This window comes from bacterium (assembly GCA_030693325.1).
Lineage (GTDB): Bacteria > Patescibacteriota > Minisyncoccia > UBA6257 > MFKM01 > MFKM01.
In genome coordinates this window covers 14,188-31,497 of the sequence record JAUYAV010000011.1, presented here as the reverse complement: position 1 = coordinate 31,497, position 17,310 = coordinate 14,188, and the positions used below count along the sequence as shown (strand labels likewise).

General features: G+C 41.7%; 14 protein-coding genes and 1 tRNA gene. 4 read left to right on the top strand and 11 right to left on the bottom strand.

The features are described 5' to 3' along the window. Position 1: 1 nt before the first annotated feature. The 4 genes from Q8N22_00815 to murB form a co-directional block, all read right to left on the bottom strand. Complete coding sequence (locus Q8N22_00815) at positions 2–352, bottom strand: DUF5674 family protein (GenBank protein MDP3052480.1); 351 nt, start codon at positions 350–352, stop codon at positions 2–4. Positions 353–430: 78 nt separating this feature from the next. Beyond that, the gene (gene secA, locus Q8N22_00810) at positions 431–2,908 is read right to left on the bottom strand and encodes a preprotein translocase subunit SecA (GenBank protein MDP3052479.1); all 2,478 of its coding nucleotides are present in this window, start codon (positions 2,906–2,908) and stop codon (positions 431–433) included. Beyond that, entirely contained in the window at positions 2,859–3,227 is a 369-nt protein-coding gene (gene raiA / locus Q8N22_00805) for a ribosome-associated translation inhibitor RaiA (protein MDP3052478.1), read from the bottom strand. The genes secA and raiA overlap by 50 nt, the downstream gene beginning before the upstream one ends. A gap of 660 nt (positions 3,228–3,887) precedes the next feature. Next, on the bottom strand, positions 3,888–4,799 hold the full coding sequence (gene murB / locus Q8N22_00800) for a UDP-N-acetylmuramate dehydrogenase (protein ID MDP3052477.1): 912 nt from the start codon (positions 4,797–4,799) through the stop codon (positions 3,888–3,890). 418 nt (positions 4,800–5,217) lie between these two features. On the opposite strand from murB, the gene Q8N22_00795 reads away from it, so the two are divergent. The 3 genes from Q8N22_00795 (at position 5,218) to Q8N22_00785 (ending at position 9,296) form a co-directional block, all read left to right on the top strand. Continuing rightward, positions 5,218–7,857 (top strand): LamG-like jellyroll fold domain-containing protein, encoded by a 2,640-nt coding sequence (locus tag Q8N22_00795; protein MDP3052476.1) that lies wholly within the window; start codon positions 5,218–5,220, stop codon positions 7,855–7,857. Between the two features lie 826 nt (positions 7,858–8,683). Further along, positions 8,684–8,818 carry a hypothetical protein gene (locus Q8N22_00790; protein MDP3052475.1) on the top strand — a complete coding sequence of 45 codons (135 nt, stop codon included), beginning with the start codon at positions 8,684–8,686 and terminating at the stop codon, positions 8,816–8,818. 64 nt (positions 8,819–8,882) lie between these two features. After that, the gene (locus Q8N22_00785) at positions 8,883–9,296 is read left to right on the top strand and encodes a GreA/GreB family elongation factor (GenBank protein ID MDP3052474.1); all 414 of its coding nucleotides are present in this window, start codon (positions 8,883–8,885) and stop codon (positions 9,294–9,296) included. Between the two features lie 490 nt (positions 9,297–9,786). On the opposite strand, the gene Q8N22_00780 is transcribed toward Q8N22_00785, so the two are convergent. Continuing rightward, on the bottom strand, positions 9,787–10,821 hold the full coding sequence (locus Q8N22_00780) for a ParB/RepB/Spo0J family partition protein (GenBank protein MDP3052473.1): 1,035 nt from the start codon (positions 10,819–10,821) through the stop codon (positions 9,787–9,789). 10 nt (positions 10,822–10,831) lie between these two features. Beyond that, the gene (locus Q8N22_00775; protein MDP3052472.1) at positions 10,832–11,641 is read right to left on the bottom strand and encodes a ParA family protein; all 810 of its coding nucleotides are present in this window, start codon (positions 11,639–11,641) and stop codon (positions 10,832–10,834) included. Between the two features lie 263 nt (positions 11,642–11,904). Between Q8N22_00775 and Q8N22_00770 the strand changes: the two genes are divergently transcribed. Beyond that, a tRNA-Leu gene (locus Q8N22_00770) sits at positions 11,905–11,988 on the top strand. An 18-nt stretch (positions 11,989–12,006) separates the two neighbouring features. On the opposite strand, the gene Q8N22_00765 is transcribed toward Q8N22_00770, so the two are convergent. The 5 genes from Q8N22_00765 to rpoC form a co-directional block, all read right to left on the bottom strand. After that, complete coding sequence (locus Q8N22_00765; GenBank protein MDP3052471.1) at positions 12,007–12,537, bottom strand: phosphatase PAP2 family protein; 531 nt, start codon at positions 12,535–12,537, stop codon at positions 12,007–12,009. A gap of 47 nt (positions 12,538–12,584) precedes the next feature. Next, positions 12,585–12,791, bottom strand: a complete 207-nt coding sequence (gene rpsR / locus Q8N22_00760) for a 30S ribosomal protein S18 (protein ID MDP3052470.1) — start codon at positions 12,789–12,791, stop codon at positions 12,585–12,587. Positions 12,792–12,795: 4 nt separating this feature from the next. Then, entirely contained in the window at positions 12,796–13,254 is a 459-nt protein-coding gene (locus Q8N22_00755) for a single-stranded DNA-binding protein (GenBank protein ID MDP3052469.1), read from the bottom strand. Positions 13,255–13,258: 4 nt separating this feature from the next. Then, positions 13,259–13,684, bottom strand: a complete 426-nt coding sequence (gene rpsF, locus Q8N22_00750; GenBank protein MDP3052468.1) for a 30S ribosomal protein S6 — start codon at positions 13,682–13,684, stop codon at positions 13,259–13,261. Between the two features lie 83 nt (positions 13,685–13,767). Further along, positions 13,768–17,298, bottom strand: coding sequence for a DNA-directed RNA polymerase subunit beta' (gene rpoC / locus Q8N22_00745; GenBank protein ID MDP3052467.1), 3,531 nt, complete (start codon positions 17,296–17,298; stop codon positions 13,768–13,770). Positions 17,299–17,310 lie beyond the last annotated feature (12 nt).

Below are 17,310 nucleotides of genomic sequence, written 5' to 3'. Positions count from 1 at the left end.
TTTAAACGGTAATTAATTTTTTGACGATATCTCTGATTTTTTCTCTTATTTCCGGATTTTCCACATCGCGGGAACGATTGCCAAAATGCGGCTTAAGATTAACCATTGAATCAAACTCAATCCATTTGTTTTCTGATTTTTGGGGATAAATGTTTATTCCCCAGGTATTTTCTCGTTTTGAATCTTCTTGTTCTGTCAGTAAAACTTCCTCATCGGCGTGAAGTTCTCCGCCAACAGCCATAATTCCTTGCCCAATGTCTACAACCGCTTTAACAATATCGCCGAATCCTTCACTTGCTATTTCCAAAAGCTCCGATTTTTTAATTGTAGTTTTTACTATTCTAATAACCATAATCAAATTTTACCATTTTTTTATTTCCCATGACACTTCTTGCATTTGCCAACGGCTCAACGCGTTGAGCCGTTGGCTTTATTTCCCATGGCAATGCTTGTATTTTATCGGAGTTCCGTCTGGCTTTTTCGCCCCGCACCAACAGGGGTCGTTGCGGCCGATTTTTTTATGAGTGTCGTCAGGCGGAGGAGTCGGCGCAGACATAGCGACTGCCGCGGGATTGGCTAAAATTTGGGAAGTAATTTCTGCGACCATCCCCTGAAAATTAGCTTGGAAACTTTTGAATAAACGATAACTTTCCTGGCGGTATTCAACTATCGGCTCGTGCTGGCCGTAAGCCCTTAAACTGACTGATTCTCTCAATGATTCCAGATTTTCCAGATTTTCCATCCAAAGCAAATCCATAATTCTTAACATCTGTTGGCCGAGAAAAGTTTTCAATTCGGGATTTAATTTGGTTTTTTCTTCATCGCTCAAATCTTTGTTGGTAGTTTCTTTAAATAAAGATTCAAAATCGCCTTTTTCAATGGCGTTTAAAATTTTCTGACGCCGGCCGTAAATAAAACTTCGCTGTTTGTTTAAAATATCGTCAAAATCAAGAAGATGACGGCGAATGTCAAAATTAAATCCTTCAATTTTTGCCTGCGCCTGATTGACGGCGTTGGAAACCAAACCCGATTCAATAGGCATATCTTCCGGCAATTTAAAAGCTTGCATAATATTTTTTATTTTGTCGCCGCCGAAAATTTTCAATAAATCGTCTTCCAGCGATAAGAAAAATCGGGAAGCGCCCGGATCTCCTTGGCGGCCGGCGCGTCCTCGCAACTGATTGTCAATGCGGCGCGCTTCGTGTCTTTCCGTGCCGATTATGCAAAGTCCGCCCAAATTTCTGACTTTTTCCGCTTCTTCCGGGTTGACGGGATTGCCTCCGAGCACGATATCCACTCCTCGACCGGCGCGGTTTGTCGCCACGGTTACCGCTTTCAATTTTCCGGCTTGAGCGATAATAGCGCCTTCCCGTTCGTTATTTTTAGCGTTCAAAACCTCATGAGGAATGCCGCTCTGGAACAATAAACCCGAAAGTATTTCATTTTGGTCAGTGGAAGGCGTTCCCACTAAAATCGGCCGGCCCTGGTCATGATATTTTTTTATTTCTTCAATCGCCGCCTGGTATTTCGCTTCCCTGGTTTTATAAATGGCATCGGGAAAATCTTTGCGCGTCAGGGGTTTATTTGACGGGATGCTGACTACCTCCAAGTTATAAACTTTATGAAATTCTTCGGCTGAAGTTTGAGCGGTGCCGGTCATTCCGGAAATTTTTTTGTACAAACGGAAATAATTCTGAATGGTAATTTGGGCCAGGGTTCGGGATTCCAATTGGACATTCACGCTTTTATCAAAGAGCCATTCTTTGGCTTCGATTGCCTGATGAAGTCCGACGGAATAACGGCGGCCGTGCATTAAGTGCCCTGTGAACTCGTCAATAATTATTACTTCGCCGTTTTTCACAAGGTAATGTTTGTCGCAGCGAAAAAGAGCTTTGGCTTTCAAAGACACTTCAAGATAATGAACCAGTTGGAAGTTTTCCGGACCGTAAAGATTTTTCAGCTGGAGATTTTTTTCCACTTTATTAATTCCTTCCTGGGTGATATTTACGGCTTTCTGTTTTTCTTCAACCAGATAATCTTCTTCCGGTTTAAGGTCGTCAACGATGCGGGCGAAAATTTTGTAGTATTCGCTTGACTGGGCATCAGGCGAAGCGATAATCAGTGGTGTTCGGGCTTCATCAATTAAAATGCTGTCAACCTCGTCAATAATGGCGTAATTAAGCGGCCTTTGGGATTGGTCAATTAATCTTAAACTTAAATTATCTCTTAAATAATCAAACCCAAATTCGTGGTTGGTGCCGTAAATAATATCAGCCGCATAGGCCTCTTTCCGTGAAATCGGCCGCAGAAATTCCTGGACTATTTTGAAGCCGCCCAAGACATCGCGTTCTTTGTCTAAATTATTTTCATTATTTTTTATTTCGGGCGCTTTGTCATTTTCAACAGTAAAATTGGAATCGTATAAATAAGCCGCATCATGTGTTATGCAAGCGACCGAAAGGCCAAGCGCCTGGTATACCTGCCCCATCCAAATGGCATCCCGGCGCGCCAAATAATCGTTCACTGTGATAACATGAACGCCTTTGCCGCTTAAAGCGTTTAGATAAGCCGGCAGAGTGGCGGCGAGAGTTTTGCCTTCGCCGGTTAACATTTCGGCGATTTTTCCTTCGTGTAAAACCAAGCCGCCTATAAGTTGAACATCAAAATGGCGCTGATTTAAGGTTCTTTTGGCGGCTTCTCTTATTAAAGCGAAACTTTGGCAAATAAAATTAAAATCATTCAGGTTTTCCTCGTTTTCCTGAATTATTTTTTTTAGGTAGTTGCTTTTCTCTTTTAATTCCTGGCCGCTTAATTTTTCCAGTTCCGGTTCCAGGCTGTTAATTTCGGCAACAAAATTTTTATATTTGCCCTTTCCGCCTAAGAACTTCTCTATAAGCTTTTTTATCATTTTTAATGTTTAATTTTTGATTATGTTTTTTTATTTCCTGCTGTAATTCGTCTCTGACTTTGTTGATAGCCAATCTGATGTCTTCCTTTTCGGCGACGCTTCTTAAGATTTTTTTAGGCAGGTCAAGGTTGACCTCGGCTTTAAATACATTGCCGCTATGATGGTGCCGCGTAGTTCGGGCGACTTCCACGCGGGCCTGGATTTCTGATTCAATTTCATAATTTTTAAGAAATTTCGAAAGCGAGCCGATTTTATCTTCTATGTATTGGTTAAGGGCCGGCGTTAAATCCAAATTAATGGCTTTAATGTTTATTTTCATGCCTTAATTATACAAATTTCTAATCCGTTGAGCAAGGCGGAATAAAAATCGCTCCGATAATTATCGGAGCGATTTTATGAAGAGACAACCTCACCATCTCTTCTTTTTTCTATAAGGTTTATTCTATCATATCGGGAAATAAAGTAAACCCCGTCAGAAGTCCGATAAATACTTATTAAGCAAGCATTATCTATAATTATTAAAAGCTTATGTTTGATTTATCTGTTATAACAGATAAAAATTAGAAATTTTTTTCTGTTCAGGATTTCTAACGGGGTAAATGGGGATAACTATGTGACGGGTACGGGCTTCCGCCCACCGAAGCGGGGCTACGGCACCGCGAAGGCGGGCAGGGTCCCCCGATAGACATCGGAGATAAAATAAACCTTTGCGACGGGTACATTGGGCTTAGTCTATGTTGCCGGAGCGATATACTTAAGTATATCGCTGTTGGAAGAAATGTAAAATGGAAATAAATGAAAATATTGTAAATATAGGAAATAAAAATATAGGAAATATCGGGTTTGTTCCGATACTAATACTCTAATCTAATGCTTTAAATCCGATATTCTAATCAAGAGGATAATCTTATACTGATATACTTAAGTATATCAGTATAAGATCTCGGACAAAGCGAGGCCGAGGGCAAGTTTGGTTCGCTTAGCCCAAATAAATTATTTCCTCTTCTAATTTAACCCCGAATTTTTTCTTGACTTGTTTTTTAGCTAAATCAATTAACGAAGAAACGTCTTTTTCTCTGGCTTTATTAAAATTAATAATAATGTTGGCTTGTTGTTCGGAAATTTTCGCTCCACCGCTACTTTTTCCTTTTAGCCCGCAGTTTTCAATAAGATAGCCCGCCGGCACCATGCCGCCTTTGATTTTATTTTTGGGAATAATTTTTTGGATGTCTTTGTTTAAAGATTTGAATTTAAGATTTTTGAAAACACTTCCGGCCGAGTAATATTCAGGGATTCTTTCTTTTCTTCTTTTTAAATATCCTCTAATCGTTTCCAAATTATTTTTTGATTTGTTTTGTTTCAACTGCAATTCCACCGAAAGAATGATATTTTTATTTTTTTTAAAAATACTGTCCCGATAGCCGAAGCGGCATTGCTTGCCGGAATATTTTTTAATTTTAAAATTTTTCGGATTTAAGGCGGTGACGCTTTTTACGGAGTTGGAAATAGAAGCGCCGAAGGCCCCGCTGTTGCCGTGAATAGCGCCGCCGATTGTGCCGGGAATGCCAATCGCCCATTCCAAGCCGGTTAAGCCGTTTTTAATTGACGCGGCTACTAATTTATTTAAATTAACTCCCGCTTCACTGATGATTCTGTTTTTTTTAATTTCAATTTTTGAAGTTTGAATTTTTATAACTAACCCCTTGATGCCCTTATCACTGACTAATATTTTAGTTCCTCCAGCAAAAATGAAAATTGGTATTTTATTTTGTTTTGCTTCTTTAACGGCTTCAATAAGATTCTTTATTTTTCTAACTTTAAAAAAATAATCGGCCGGTCCGCCGATTTTGAAACTGGTGTATTTTTTTAAAGGAATATTTTTCTGAAACATAGAAAAAGGCAGATAGTGGTGACCTCCGTTTTTTGTTTTATTAAGTGAGTGCTCAGCTACCTGCCTTTTTTATTATAGCAAAATCTATTTTGATTTTCATTAATATATAATATGTTATAATTTTATTATGAAACTATTTAACTTCTTCCAATCTTTGTCCATCGGGTCGCAGAGAGAGAGAGAGAGAGAGAGAGAGAGAGAGAGAGAGAGAGAGAGAGAGAGAGAGCAAAAGCGGAGTCAGTAAACAAGTCCGCCGCTTAGCGGTCATCAATCTTCTCCTGATTCTTACGGTCGCCTTTTTAATCAAGGTAGTTTTTGATTTGAACAACAGTTTGGCCAACCCGCCTCGTCAGAGCGGGGTTTTTATTTCCCCTTCCCAGGCCAGCCAAGGTCGTCCAATAAATATTAATCAATAAACATGGATCACCCCAACAACAAAGGTTTCACTCTGATTGAATTGTTAGTCTATACCGTGATCTTCTCCATCTCCGTCGGCGTCTTTTCCGGCGTCCTCATCACCTTCACCAGAGTTCAGACCCAAACCTCGGCTGATTCCGAGCTCACCCAGCAGTTGGCTTTTGTCCAATCCACTATTCAAAGGTTGGTCAGAGAAAGCGCCAACATTGAAAATCCGGCCGGAGTCGCTTCGTCCAGTTTGGTCTTGAGGATGGCTTCCTCCTCTTTAGACCCCACCATCATTTCCTCCGATGCTAACGGCATCTACCTCAAACAGGGAACCGGAGCCATCGCCCCTCTGACCAACAGCCAGGTCAAGGTTTCCCAGTTCCAGGCCACCAAGTATGAGAACCCCGACGCCCACGCCATTGTCCAGATCAACCTGGCTTTGACCTATAACAGCCAGAATCCCTATCAGCAGATAACGCGAGCTCTCAAAATAGCCATCGGCAGAGTGAGCGCTGCCACCTTTGACGATAGTTTGATTCCCAACGCCGACAATTCTTTTTCCCTGGGTGATGCCACTTACAAATGGAAAGATGTAAACATTTCTAATCTTCTTAACGTGGGACAATTGACTATCGACCCCGTGGCCGGAGCCCAGAACGGGTCTATCTACTACAACACCGCGAGTAATGCTTTCCGGGGTTATAAGAGTGGCTCCTGGGCTGATTTGGGCGTTGGTTGGGCCGCTTCCTCCACCAATATCTACAATACCAACGCCGGCAAGGTCGGCATCGGGACGGCGAACCCGGGTTTAAAATTAGACATTTTAGGAGATAACGGACTTCCGGCAACAACTGGCTCAACACAAACAGGAAGTTTTCGTATAGGGCAAGGATTAAATAACGGTGTTATGGATTTTGGATATTACGGAAGTGGACCTACTGGCTGGATACAATCTACCAACAGAGCAACTCTTGGCGCTTATCATAATTTATCGTTAAATCCAAACGGCGGCAACGTCGGCATCGGGACGGCGAGCCCAGGTTTCATGTTAGACGTTGCTGGATTGATAAACGCTTCTCAAGGATTGCAGACAACAGATAGCTACAACAAGTTATTGCTTCATATGGAGAGTTCAGGAACTTCCTTCAGTGATTCGGCCACCGGCAAAGCCGTTACCGCTGTCGGCTCTGCCACCCAAACCACGGCTCAATACAAGCTTGGTTCCAAGAGCGGCTTATTCAACGGAACCACGGATTATCTTACTGTTCCAGATTCCGCAGATTGGGCTTTTGGAACGGGGAATTTTACTATTGATACTTGGGTGAGATTTACTGGAACACTAAATGATTATGCCCCTATTTGGAGTCAGTATAATGATGGAGCTAATCTTATAGTTATAGATGGAAATACGAGTCCAGATTTGGGTAAATTTAGGTTTTTGGTTGTAGAAGGAGGCGTTGTTAAAATAAATGTTATTTCCGATACAGCCATAGTTGCAGATACTTGGTATCACATTGCTGTTGTTCGTAACGGAGATAATCTTAAAATGTATTACAATGGCATACAGGTAGCAACTGGAGATTTTTCAGCTTCGTATTCTATACCTGATTTTACAGGTAACTGGACCATAGGATGGCGTGGCTCAATTAGATATTTTAACGGCTATCTCGACGAACTCCGCATCTCCAAAGGCATCGCCCGCTGGACTTCCAATTTCACTCCGCCCGCCGCGCCTTACGGCGTGATAACTGCCAGTGATTTGAATGTTGGCAATGTGAATGCAAGTGGAAATATTAATTGGAACGCCTCTAATATGAACCCCACCAATCTCCTCTCTAACGGCAACTTTGAGAACTGGTCAGCAGGAACAAGTGCGGCCCCTGATGGGTGGGTATTTGGTGGAGATGCTGTATCTAGAGAATCAACAACTGTTAAATTAGGAACATACTCTGCGAAAATGACTGGTGCAAACTTTAATGGGTTGTATCAGCTTATGGGGATAGCGGCTTATAGAGGTAAAACAGTAACGATGGGTTGTTGGGCTTGGAGTAATGTAGCCGATAGATTAAGAGTTGTCGCTTACGAATTTGGGTCAGGTATTGCAGACTATTCACCCTACCATACAGGAGATTCAACTTGGCAAAGGTTAACTGTTACGCATCTGGTGTCTAATAATGGAGGTTCAACTAATTTTGGTCCTTATATCTTTTTTGGTGCTGGAACGACTGTAACTGCTTACCTTGACGGATGTATGGTAGTAGAAGGCTCAACGCCGTTTGCGTTTAGCCCGAAACCGGCGGAAGAAGGTGTGTGGGCGGATTACTTTGCTATTTCTACGAAGGTAGGTTGGGTTACTCCAGTCGGATATATTTGGACTAAGAAAATTGGAAAAACAGTGTTTGTTCAATATAAATTAACTGGAGTAAGCAATAGTACAGTCACATCCTTCACAGTTCCTTACACAATTTCAATGCCATCCAATTCAATGGCATTTGGGCGGACTTATGATACTGCTTCTCGTATTGCAATAATAGATATAACTAATGGAGGGGGAGCGATTATACTTCTCAATAAAGATATGGATGGTAGTTCTTTTGCTGCTACTGGAGATAAATATTCTTATGGCCAATTTTTTTATGAAGCGGCAAATTAAGGAGCAAACGAATGTCTGATTACCGACTATCGAGGTTTAACCTCGATAGTACTTCATACTAGATTAATTCTTACAGTATTATCCCTCCGATATTAAAGCAAAGTTTTGGGGATTTTATCCGCCCATTTTAATCTTTGCTCGCGGCTATATCAAGTAAGAGAAATTAGAATCTATAGGTAGCCCAAAACTCATCGCCGTCTCATCCACGAATCTGCCCTCAAAGCCTTTTAGCGCGGACAGCCTACCGCCTATAATTTAATCCTGCTTTTTGTTCCCCTCTCCCATTCCCTTTGATTTCCTTAGTTCTTCCCCGATTTCCTCAAAAAATCCCTCATAGAATTTCTTGTCTTCTATGGTTATTTCCCCTTCCTTTAGTCTCTCCGCACTTTCACCGCCGCCACCGGGTAATAAGTTCCCTCACTGATATACTTAAGTATATCAGTGAGGGAACGCAGGTCTATCCTTTCGCGCCTGTTGCGAGGGTTTATCTTACGGGGTGAAAATTGGGGTTGACTTTCTATGAAATTTACGCTATACTTAATTTTAAGTGAGTGATTGTTTTTCTGTGTTGGATCAATATTATCCAATCTAAGAAAAACCATTCTGTTTCCCCTCCGACGCAAGTCGGAGGGGTTTTGTTTGTTCTCGCTTGCCCCCGTTAGAAACCTCTGAAGAAAAAATTACTTGAGTAATTTTTTCTTATACCATTGTCTTTATCTGATTTATTTGTCAAATTAGTGTTTTACACAAAAAATAGGGAATTCTAAGTCAGTTTCTAACGGGGTTGACAACCTTTCTTGCCCGCCTATAATTAAATTAGATAAAAATGAGTCAGAAAATAGCAAAAATCAATCTTTGGAATCTTCACGCTGGCTGCTATATGCGCGGCTTGGTTTTTGGCGGCGTCATTACCCCGACCAAAGGCCTACATCGGAGATTCAACAGGATAAACCAAAAATAAAAAACAAAAATAAAAAACCTGATGAACCTCCGAAACCAAGGAGGTTTTTTAATATAAACTATATATGTCAGAAAAAATTTATTTAACTAAAAAAGGACTGGAAAGGATAAAAAAAGAATACCAGGATTTAAAGAATTTAAAGATAATCCGGCTGGCCAAAGCCGAGGAAAATTTTGATTTGTCGGAATCTAAAATAGCGGAACTGGAATACGTTTTTAAAAACGCCGAACTTATCAAAATTCCTTCTAAAGAAAAACAAGATACCGTCAATTTAGGGGCCACTGTTACCCTGGAAAATTCCGATGGTAAAATTAAAGAATATGAAATCGTGGGAACACTGGAAGCCAGTCCCAGCGAAGGAAGAATATCTTCGGAGTCGCCGGTAGGCAAAGCGCTCCTGAATCACAAAGTTTCCGATGAAATAGAAATCAATTCCCCGATAAAAATAATTTATAAGATTAAAAAGATTAGATATTAATTAATCTAAGGTTGTTGAGGAAAAAATAATAAACAAACCAAACTTGCCTTCGAAAACCAGAATAATTTTGCTCCAGCGGCAAAATTTTCTTTGCCCTCGCCCCGACGGCTCGCCTTCGGCGAGACCCAGCCCGTCGGGGTTGCGGGATATTTTCTCAGACAAGTTTGGTTTGCTCCTGAATTTCTTTTCAGGAAAGTTTTGTAAGGAAGATTTTTTTCACAAAACCTTTTTTTAGCCAGCCTGTTGAAGTGAAGTTATAAATTACTGAGCGAGGACGAAAGAAGTAGAAAAATATTCGCTGTCTGAATCCCAATCTTATGAGGTTAAACCTCGTAAGATTGGGTGAGTTCGATATTTTTCGTTACCTTCTGAGGACGAGCGAAGATAATTTATCTGAACGGAAATTTGCTGGCGGAAAAGGTTTTGTGAAAAATCACATTAATTAAAAGTATGGTTTTCGAAGGCAAGTTTGGTTTGCTCCTGGACAAAATTATTCTGACTCTGGCTGGCAGATTTTTTTGATAATGGCGTCAAGTTCTTCCGGTGAGAAAAATTTAATGACGATTTTGCCTTTATTTTGATTTTTACTGATATTGACTTTAGTGCCGAGCGCTTCTTCCAGCCGGTTTTCCATATATTTACTTTCCGGGTCTTCGGTACGGCCGGTTGTTTCTTCGGGATTTATTTTTTCCCGTAAATCTCTGACACTGAGGCCGCCGTTTATTAATTCCTGAAAAAGCGCTTGTTGTTGGTTTAAATCACTGACGGTTAAAAGCATCCTGGCCTGGCTTTCGTTTATTTTCTTTTGGGCCAGGGCATCCTGGATATTTGAGGGCAAGCTTAATAACCGCAAAGTATTGGCTACCGCTTCCCGGCTTTTTCCCACTCTTTGGGCGATTTCTCTCTGGGTTAAGCGGAATTCGTCCTGGAGTTTGGCAAAAGCGCGGGCTGATTCTATCGGATTGAGGTCAACACGCTGGATATTTTCAATGATCGCCATTTCCAGGTTATTGGTTTCAAGGTCAATTTTTTTAATAATTGCCGGCACCCGTTCCAGGCCGAGCATTTTGGCGGCCATAAACCTTCTTTCACCGGCTATCAATTGGTAGCTTACCTTGGTGCCGTTTTCGGTTTCTTCTTCAATTTTGGAAACGAGAAGCGGCTGGAGAATGCCGAATTCCTGAATGGAGGCGGCTAATTCTTTCAATGATTCTTCGTCAAAATGGCGCCTTGGCTGATGAGGATTGGGTTTGATTTCATCAACTTCAATCAAAAATATGGCTTCCTGATGTTTTCTGGGGAGTTCCTGAAAATCTTTTTTCGGCGCAGGTTCTTGGATGTTTAATTTCAAATTTTCTTCCGGCTTAGGTAAGACACCAGCTAAATCTTTTTTAAGTTCCGGACTATCGGATGAAAAAAAATCCGAAGCCGGCGCCGACGCCGAAGACGCATTTTTTTGTTCGGTTTCCGGCGTTTCTTTATTATCTTTCCGTGGTATTAAAGATTCTAAACCTCGTCCGAGCATATTATAAAAATTATGTTATTAGGTTACCAAAAACTTGATTAGCGAATTGACTATTTGCGCCTTTCTCTTGTTGGCTGATGATTTCTTTGGTTAAAAGCAGATAAGCCCGAGCCGCTTGGGTGTTAGGAGCGTAAAGAATAATGGGTTTGCCGAAACTTGGGGCTTCGGCCAAAGCGACTGCTCGGGGTATTTCAGAGTTAAAAACATGATAAGGAAAATGTCTTCTAACTTCTTTAACCACTTCCCGAGAAAGCCGTTCTTTTTTATTATACATCGTTAAAACCGCACCCGCCACGTTTAATTTATAGCCGAGATTTTCGCGAATAAGGTCAATAGTTTTTAAAAGCTGGCCTATCCCCTCCAAACTGTAATATTCGCATTGAATCGGCATCAAAACTTCATCGGCGGCTATCAACCCGTTAACAGTCAGAAGATTAAGCGAGGGCGGCAAGTCAATTAATATAAAATCGTATAAATGCCGGAGTTGATTGATAGTTTTTCTTAACTGATATTCCCGCTCGGGCAAAGAAATTAATTCCACCAAAGCGCCGGCTAAATCCTGGGAAGCCGGCAGAACTTCGTAGCCGAAAATGGCGGTTCTTCTGATCAAATGGCTGGGGATTAGACCGCTCATCAAAGCGGTGTAAACTGACTCTTGTGGCGGCGTTATCCCCAAACCGGAAGTGGCGTTGGCTTGGGGGTCAAAATCAACCAAAAGACAGCGCCGTCCCAAAGCGGCTAAATAAGCGCCCAAGTTCATCGCCGTGGTTGTTTTTCCGACTCCCCCTTTTTGATTACAGATTGCAATAACGCGGGCCATATTCTTCTTTACTATAGCTAAAAATTATGGCATTATCAATATACATTTCCGAATTGATTTTAGTTTTAGCCAAACCAAACTTGCCTTCGAAAACCAGAATAATTTTGCTCCAGCGGCAAAATTTTCTTTTCCCTCGGCGCTGAAATTCGCCTACGGCGAAACCAATCTTTCAGTGCCTGCGGGATATTTTCTCAGACAAGTTTGGTTTGGCTATGAATTTCGCGAGTTGGCTGTTAAAATTTATGCGTTATAATTAAAAAGGAGCCCGGGTGGCGGAATGGCAGACGCGATGGACTCAAAATCCATTGACCGTTTAGGTCGTGAGAGTTCGACTCTCTCCTCGGGCACAAGAAAAATAAAACCGCTTAATTGGCGGTTTTATTGTTTGAGGGAAGAATTTTTTTGACAATAAAATAACTGATAATAGCAATTAGAATTCCGCCTATAATATCCGAAGGCCAGTGAACGCCGGCGGCGATTCTTGCCAGGCCCATCAAAATAACGCTGGCGACAAAAAACCAGGTCCATTTTCGGCTTATCAAAAAAATAGTTAAAGCCAGAGCGAAATACAAAGTCATATGGCCGGAAGGGAAAGAGCCGCTGAAATCTTTGACTAGGGGCGTAAGATTGAGAGCCAAAAATGGCCTTAATCGGTGATAGAAAAATCGGATAATTTCCGTAATCAATCCCCGGCTGATAATAGCCGAAAGTAGAAAAACCGAAACGATATAAAGCTGATGGCGCCAATCTTTTATTTTCGCAAGCAACAGAAAAATCGCCAAAGCTAATAAAACATACTGGAGGTAGCCGGCCAAAAAAACAATCAGCCCATCAAAAAAATTAGACTTATTGGCTAAATTATGGAAAGCTTGAAAAATATAAAAATCGAAAGACATTTTTTATTCAATTACCGTAATTACGGTAATTACAGTAATTACTGTAATTATCTTGAAACAAACGGCAATAATCCTAAATACCGGGCTCTTTTTATCGCTTGCGCCAGTTTTCTCTGGTGTTTGGCGCAGATGCCGGAATATCGCGGGTCAATGATTTTGCTTTGGCCGGACACAAAACGCCGGAGTAATTCAATCTCTTTATAATCAACGTCTTTTAAATTTTGGGAACAAAAAAAACACTGTTTCTTATTCATAATTTTAAAATGGTAAATCTTCCGGTCTTATTTCGCCTTCGTCAATATTAATTTCCGGCAATTCTTCGCGAATTGGCGGATTTTGATTCACGACTTTTGGTGTTTCATTTTTAACAAATCCTTCCTGTTTTGCGGCGCTTCGCGGACCAAACTGGACTCTTTCTGCCACGATTTCCGTTTTGTATTGCTTAGTTCCATCTTTTCCGTCCCATGAGCTGGTTTGAATCCGGCCCTCAATCAACGCCAAGCTTCCTTTTGTTAAATATTGGTTCACGATTTCAGCTTGACGGCCGAAAACAACAACATTATGAAACTGCACATCTTCCTGCCGTTCGCCTTGCTGATTTTTCCAAATCCGATTAGTGGCTATCCCGAAAGAAGCAACTGCCGCGCCTGAAGGCAGAGCTCTAAGTTCCGGGTTCCTGGTTAAATTACCGATAAGAAATACTTTGTTTAAATTCATATTTTTATTTTAATATTTCTTCAATTTTCTTTTCCAACGCTTCATTGGTTAAGATTGATTCAATAGCCGGACTTCGTTTAGCGACAGGCGGAGTGAATTTCATTTCTCCGGATGTTTCGGAAAACGCGGGGTTTCTCCAGGCGAGTTTTTTTATGAAAGGCGGAGTGATTATCAAATAACGCAGAACTTCCGGGTTGAGCTTAAGATCTTCTTTCAACTCTTTAATAGCGGCCGGATCGCCTTCAAAATGGGAATAACTGAAATAAGCGTAACTTTCTTTTTTTATGAGATAAGCCAGCTGAATCTTTTCTAAAGGATTTTCAGCCAAAACAACAAATCCCCTGTTTTTCAAGGATTGAGAGATAATCGCCGCGTCTTCGGTTTTTATCACGAAACCAATCTCGTATTTTCTTTTTTCAATTTCTTCCATAAAGTACGCTGATTTATGCGGATATTTATTAGCGCTTATCCACTTTCATCATTAGAATATCAAACTTTTTCCCAAAGTCAAACTTATTTGTTGCCTTCTTCAATCTCTTTATTTTCTTCTTCGTCGCTGACGGCTTCCACGGGTATTCCCCGCCAGCCGATGCCAGCCGGAATCAAGCGGCCGATAATCACGTTTTCTTTAAGGCCGCGGAGTTTATCAACCTTGCCGCTGATGGCCGCCCCTACCAAGACGCGAGAAGTTTCCTGGAAAGAAGCCGCCGAGAGGAAACTTTCAGTGGTTAAGCTGACCTGGGTGATGCCCATCAAAATAAGCTGGGCTTTTGCCGGTTCGCCTTTGAGTTTTTTGGTTTGCCGGTTAACTTCCAAGAATTTTGATTTTTCAATGACATCGCCGATGACAAAATTAGTATCTCCTTCTTCTTTAATTGTTACCCGAGAAAACATTTGGCGGATGATTATTTCAATATGCTTGTCATTGATAATAGTTCCTTCGGGGACATAAATTTTTTGAATTTCGTTGACGATATAGCGCTCCACTTCTCGGCTATTTTGGGCGATTAAAAGCTCTTTTAAATTAATTGAACCTTCGCTGACTTGCTGGCCCTTAACGATTTTGTCATTGGTTTTTACCAAAAGGATGGTCGTCCGAGGAATCGTATATTCAAAATATTTGGCTTTTTTGCCTTTTGAAGCCGAACTTTTTATTTTTACGATTTTTATTGAATTATCTTCTTTAATGGATTCAACAACGCCATCAGTTTCGGCCAGGATGGCTTTCCCGCGAGGCGAACGGGCTTCAAAAACCTCTTCTACCCGCGGCAAACCGTGGGTGATATCAATCCCGGCCACGCCGCCGGAATGGAAGGTTCTCAAAGTAAGCTGAGTTCCGGGCTCGCCGATTGATTGAGCGGCGATAATCCCGACAGCTTCTCCCAGTTTTATCGGCTGGTTAGTTCCTAAATCCAAGCCGTAACAGCGCGAACAAATTCCGTAAAGAGTTTTACAGGTAATCGGCGAGCGGACCTTAGCTGATTCCACTTTTGATTTATCAATAAGCTCGGCGGCTTCGCGGCCGATAACTTCACCGGCTTTCACGATAATTTTGCTTTTAATTTTTATATTTTCCAAAGCCGTTCGCGAATAAAGCCGCTCGGCAAAATGATAACCGTATTCGTCCCCTTCTTTTCTGAAAATTTCAATTCCTTCTTCTGTTTGGCAATCCTCCTCCTGGATTATTACGTCCTGGGCTACATCAATCAAACGGCGGGTCAAATATCCGGCTTCTGCCGTTCTGAGCGCGGTGTCGGCCTGGCCTTTGCGGGCGCCGTGAATGGAAATAAAGTATTCTAAAATGTCCAATCCTTCTTTATAAGATGATTTAACGGGCAATTCAATGACTTCTCCACTCGGGTTGATAACCAATCCTTTCATGCCGGTCATCTGGGCCGTTTGCGCCCAGCCGCCGCGGGCTTTGGAATCTAAAATAATAAAGACAGGATTGTCGGGATGGAATGTTTTAGGAACAAGACTGGCGATTTCTTTATTGGTTTTATCCCAAATAATAATAACCTGATTTTTTCTTTCTTCGTTAGTTAATAATCCCTGGCGGAATTCGTCATTGACCGTGGCTACTTCTTTTTCCGCTTTTTCAATGATTTGAGGTTTTTGTTCCGGTATTTTCAAATCGTCCATTCCCCAGGTAATTCCGGAAATGGTGGCGTATTCAAAGCCGATATTTTTAATGTTGTCCAAATAAACGGCGGCTTGATTGATGCCCACTTTTTCTATAATCAAGGAACTGATTTTTGAGAGAGCGGTTTTATTGAGCAGTTCGTTGATAAAATCAAAATTTTTCGGAAGCTGATTATTGAAGATTAAACGGCCATAAGTTGTATCTATGAGTTTTTTGCTTCTTTTCGGAAGGGCGATTTTAATCGGCGCGTTAAGGTCAAGAAAACCGCGCTCATAAGCCAAAGTGGCTTCGGCAAAGCTTGAAAAGATTGAATTTTTTCCCTTCGCTTCCGGCTGGAGTTTGGTAAGGAAATAACAGCCCAAGACGATATCCTGAGTAGGACTGACGACCGGGTGGCCTGAAGCCGGTTTCAAGAGATTAACCGTAGAGAGTATGAGTTCTCTGGCTTCATATTGAGCTTCTTCGGAAAGCGGCAGATGGACGGCCATTTGGTCGCCGTCAAAGTCGGCATTAAAAGCCGCGCAAACCAGCGGCGGAATTTTAATAGCCAATCCTTCCACAAGAATCGGTTTAAAGGCCTGGATGCTCAAACGGTGGAGAGTCGGCGCCCGGTTAAGCAGTACTTTTTTGTCCGCGATGACTTCTTCTAAAATCGCCCAGACCTCGTCCGAACCCTGGTCAATAAATTTATTGGCGTTTTTAATATTATGAGCCAAACTGCGTTCAATAACTTTATGGATAATAAAAGGACGAAAAAGTTCCAAGGCCATTTTTTTAGGCAAACCGCATTCGCCAAGTTTTAATTCGGGGCCGACGACAATTACGGAGCGGCCGGAATAATCAACCCGTTTGCCCAAAAGATTTTGGCGGAAACGGCCCTGTTTGCCCCGGAGCATATCAGCCAGGGATTTTAATGGACGGCGCTGAGCGGAAAGTTGTTGGGCGCCGATGGAACTGGCGTTGTCTATTAAAGCGTCAACGGCTTCCTGCAACATTCGCTTTTCGTTAGTGACAATCACTTCCGGCGCTTTCAATTCAAGCAGTTTCTTCAAACGATTATTGCGATTAATAACTCTCCGATAAAGATCGTTAAGGTCGGAAGTGGCGAAACGACCGCCGTCTAAAGCGACCATCGGCCTTAAATCGGGAGGCAAAACCGGCAAGACATTCATAATCATCCATTCGGGTCTGATGCCGGATTTTATCATGGATTTTACCAAATTGAGCCGTTTTAAAATTCGTATTTGGCGATTGGCGTCTTTGGTCTCTTCTAGTTCTTTTTCCAGCTGATGAACCAGAGTTTTAAGGTCTAAGTTCTCTAAAATTTTCCGAATCGCCTCGGCGCCGGATTTAATTTCCAAGGTTTTTTCAAAACGTTCGCTTAAATCAAGATATTCGTTCTCGTTCAAAATTGTCCCTGGTTTGATATTTTCGGCAAGCAGTTCTTTCTTTTTAAATTCATAATCTTTGCTGTCTTTATTAATAGCCGTGACAATATAGGAGGCGTAATAAATGACTTTTTCCAGTTTCGGCAGGGGCGCGTCAAGAATCAAACTTAATCTTGAAGGGACGCTTTTCAGAAACCAAATATGAACAACCGGAGCGGCTAAATTAATGTGCCCCATCCGTTCGCGTCTGACTATTGAGCGAGTGACTTCAACGCCGCACTTGTCGCAGACCACGCCTTTGTAACGGATTTTTTTATATTTGCCGCAATAACATTCCCAGTCCTTGGTCGGTCCGAAAATTCTCTCGGAAAATAATCCGTCTTTTTCGGGTCGTTGGGTGCGGTAGTTGATGGTTTCGGCTTTAGTGACTTCTCCTGAAGACCAAGAAATAATTTTTTCCGGCGAGGCCAATTTTATGGAAATAGCCTGAATATCTTTAAGGTCTTTTTCCAACCTGTCTTTTTG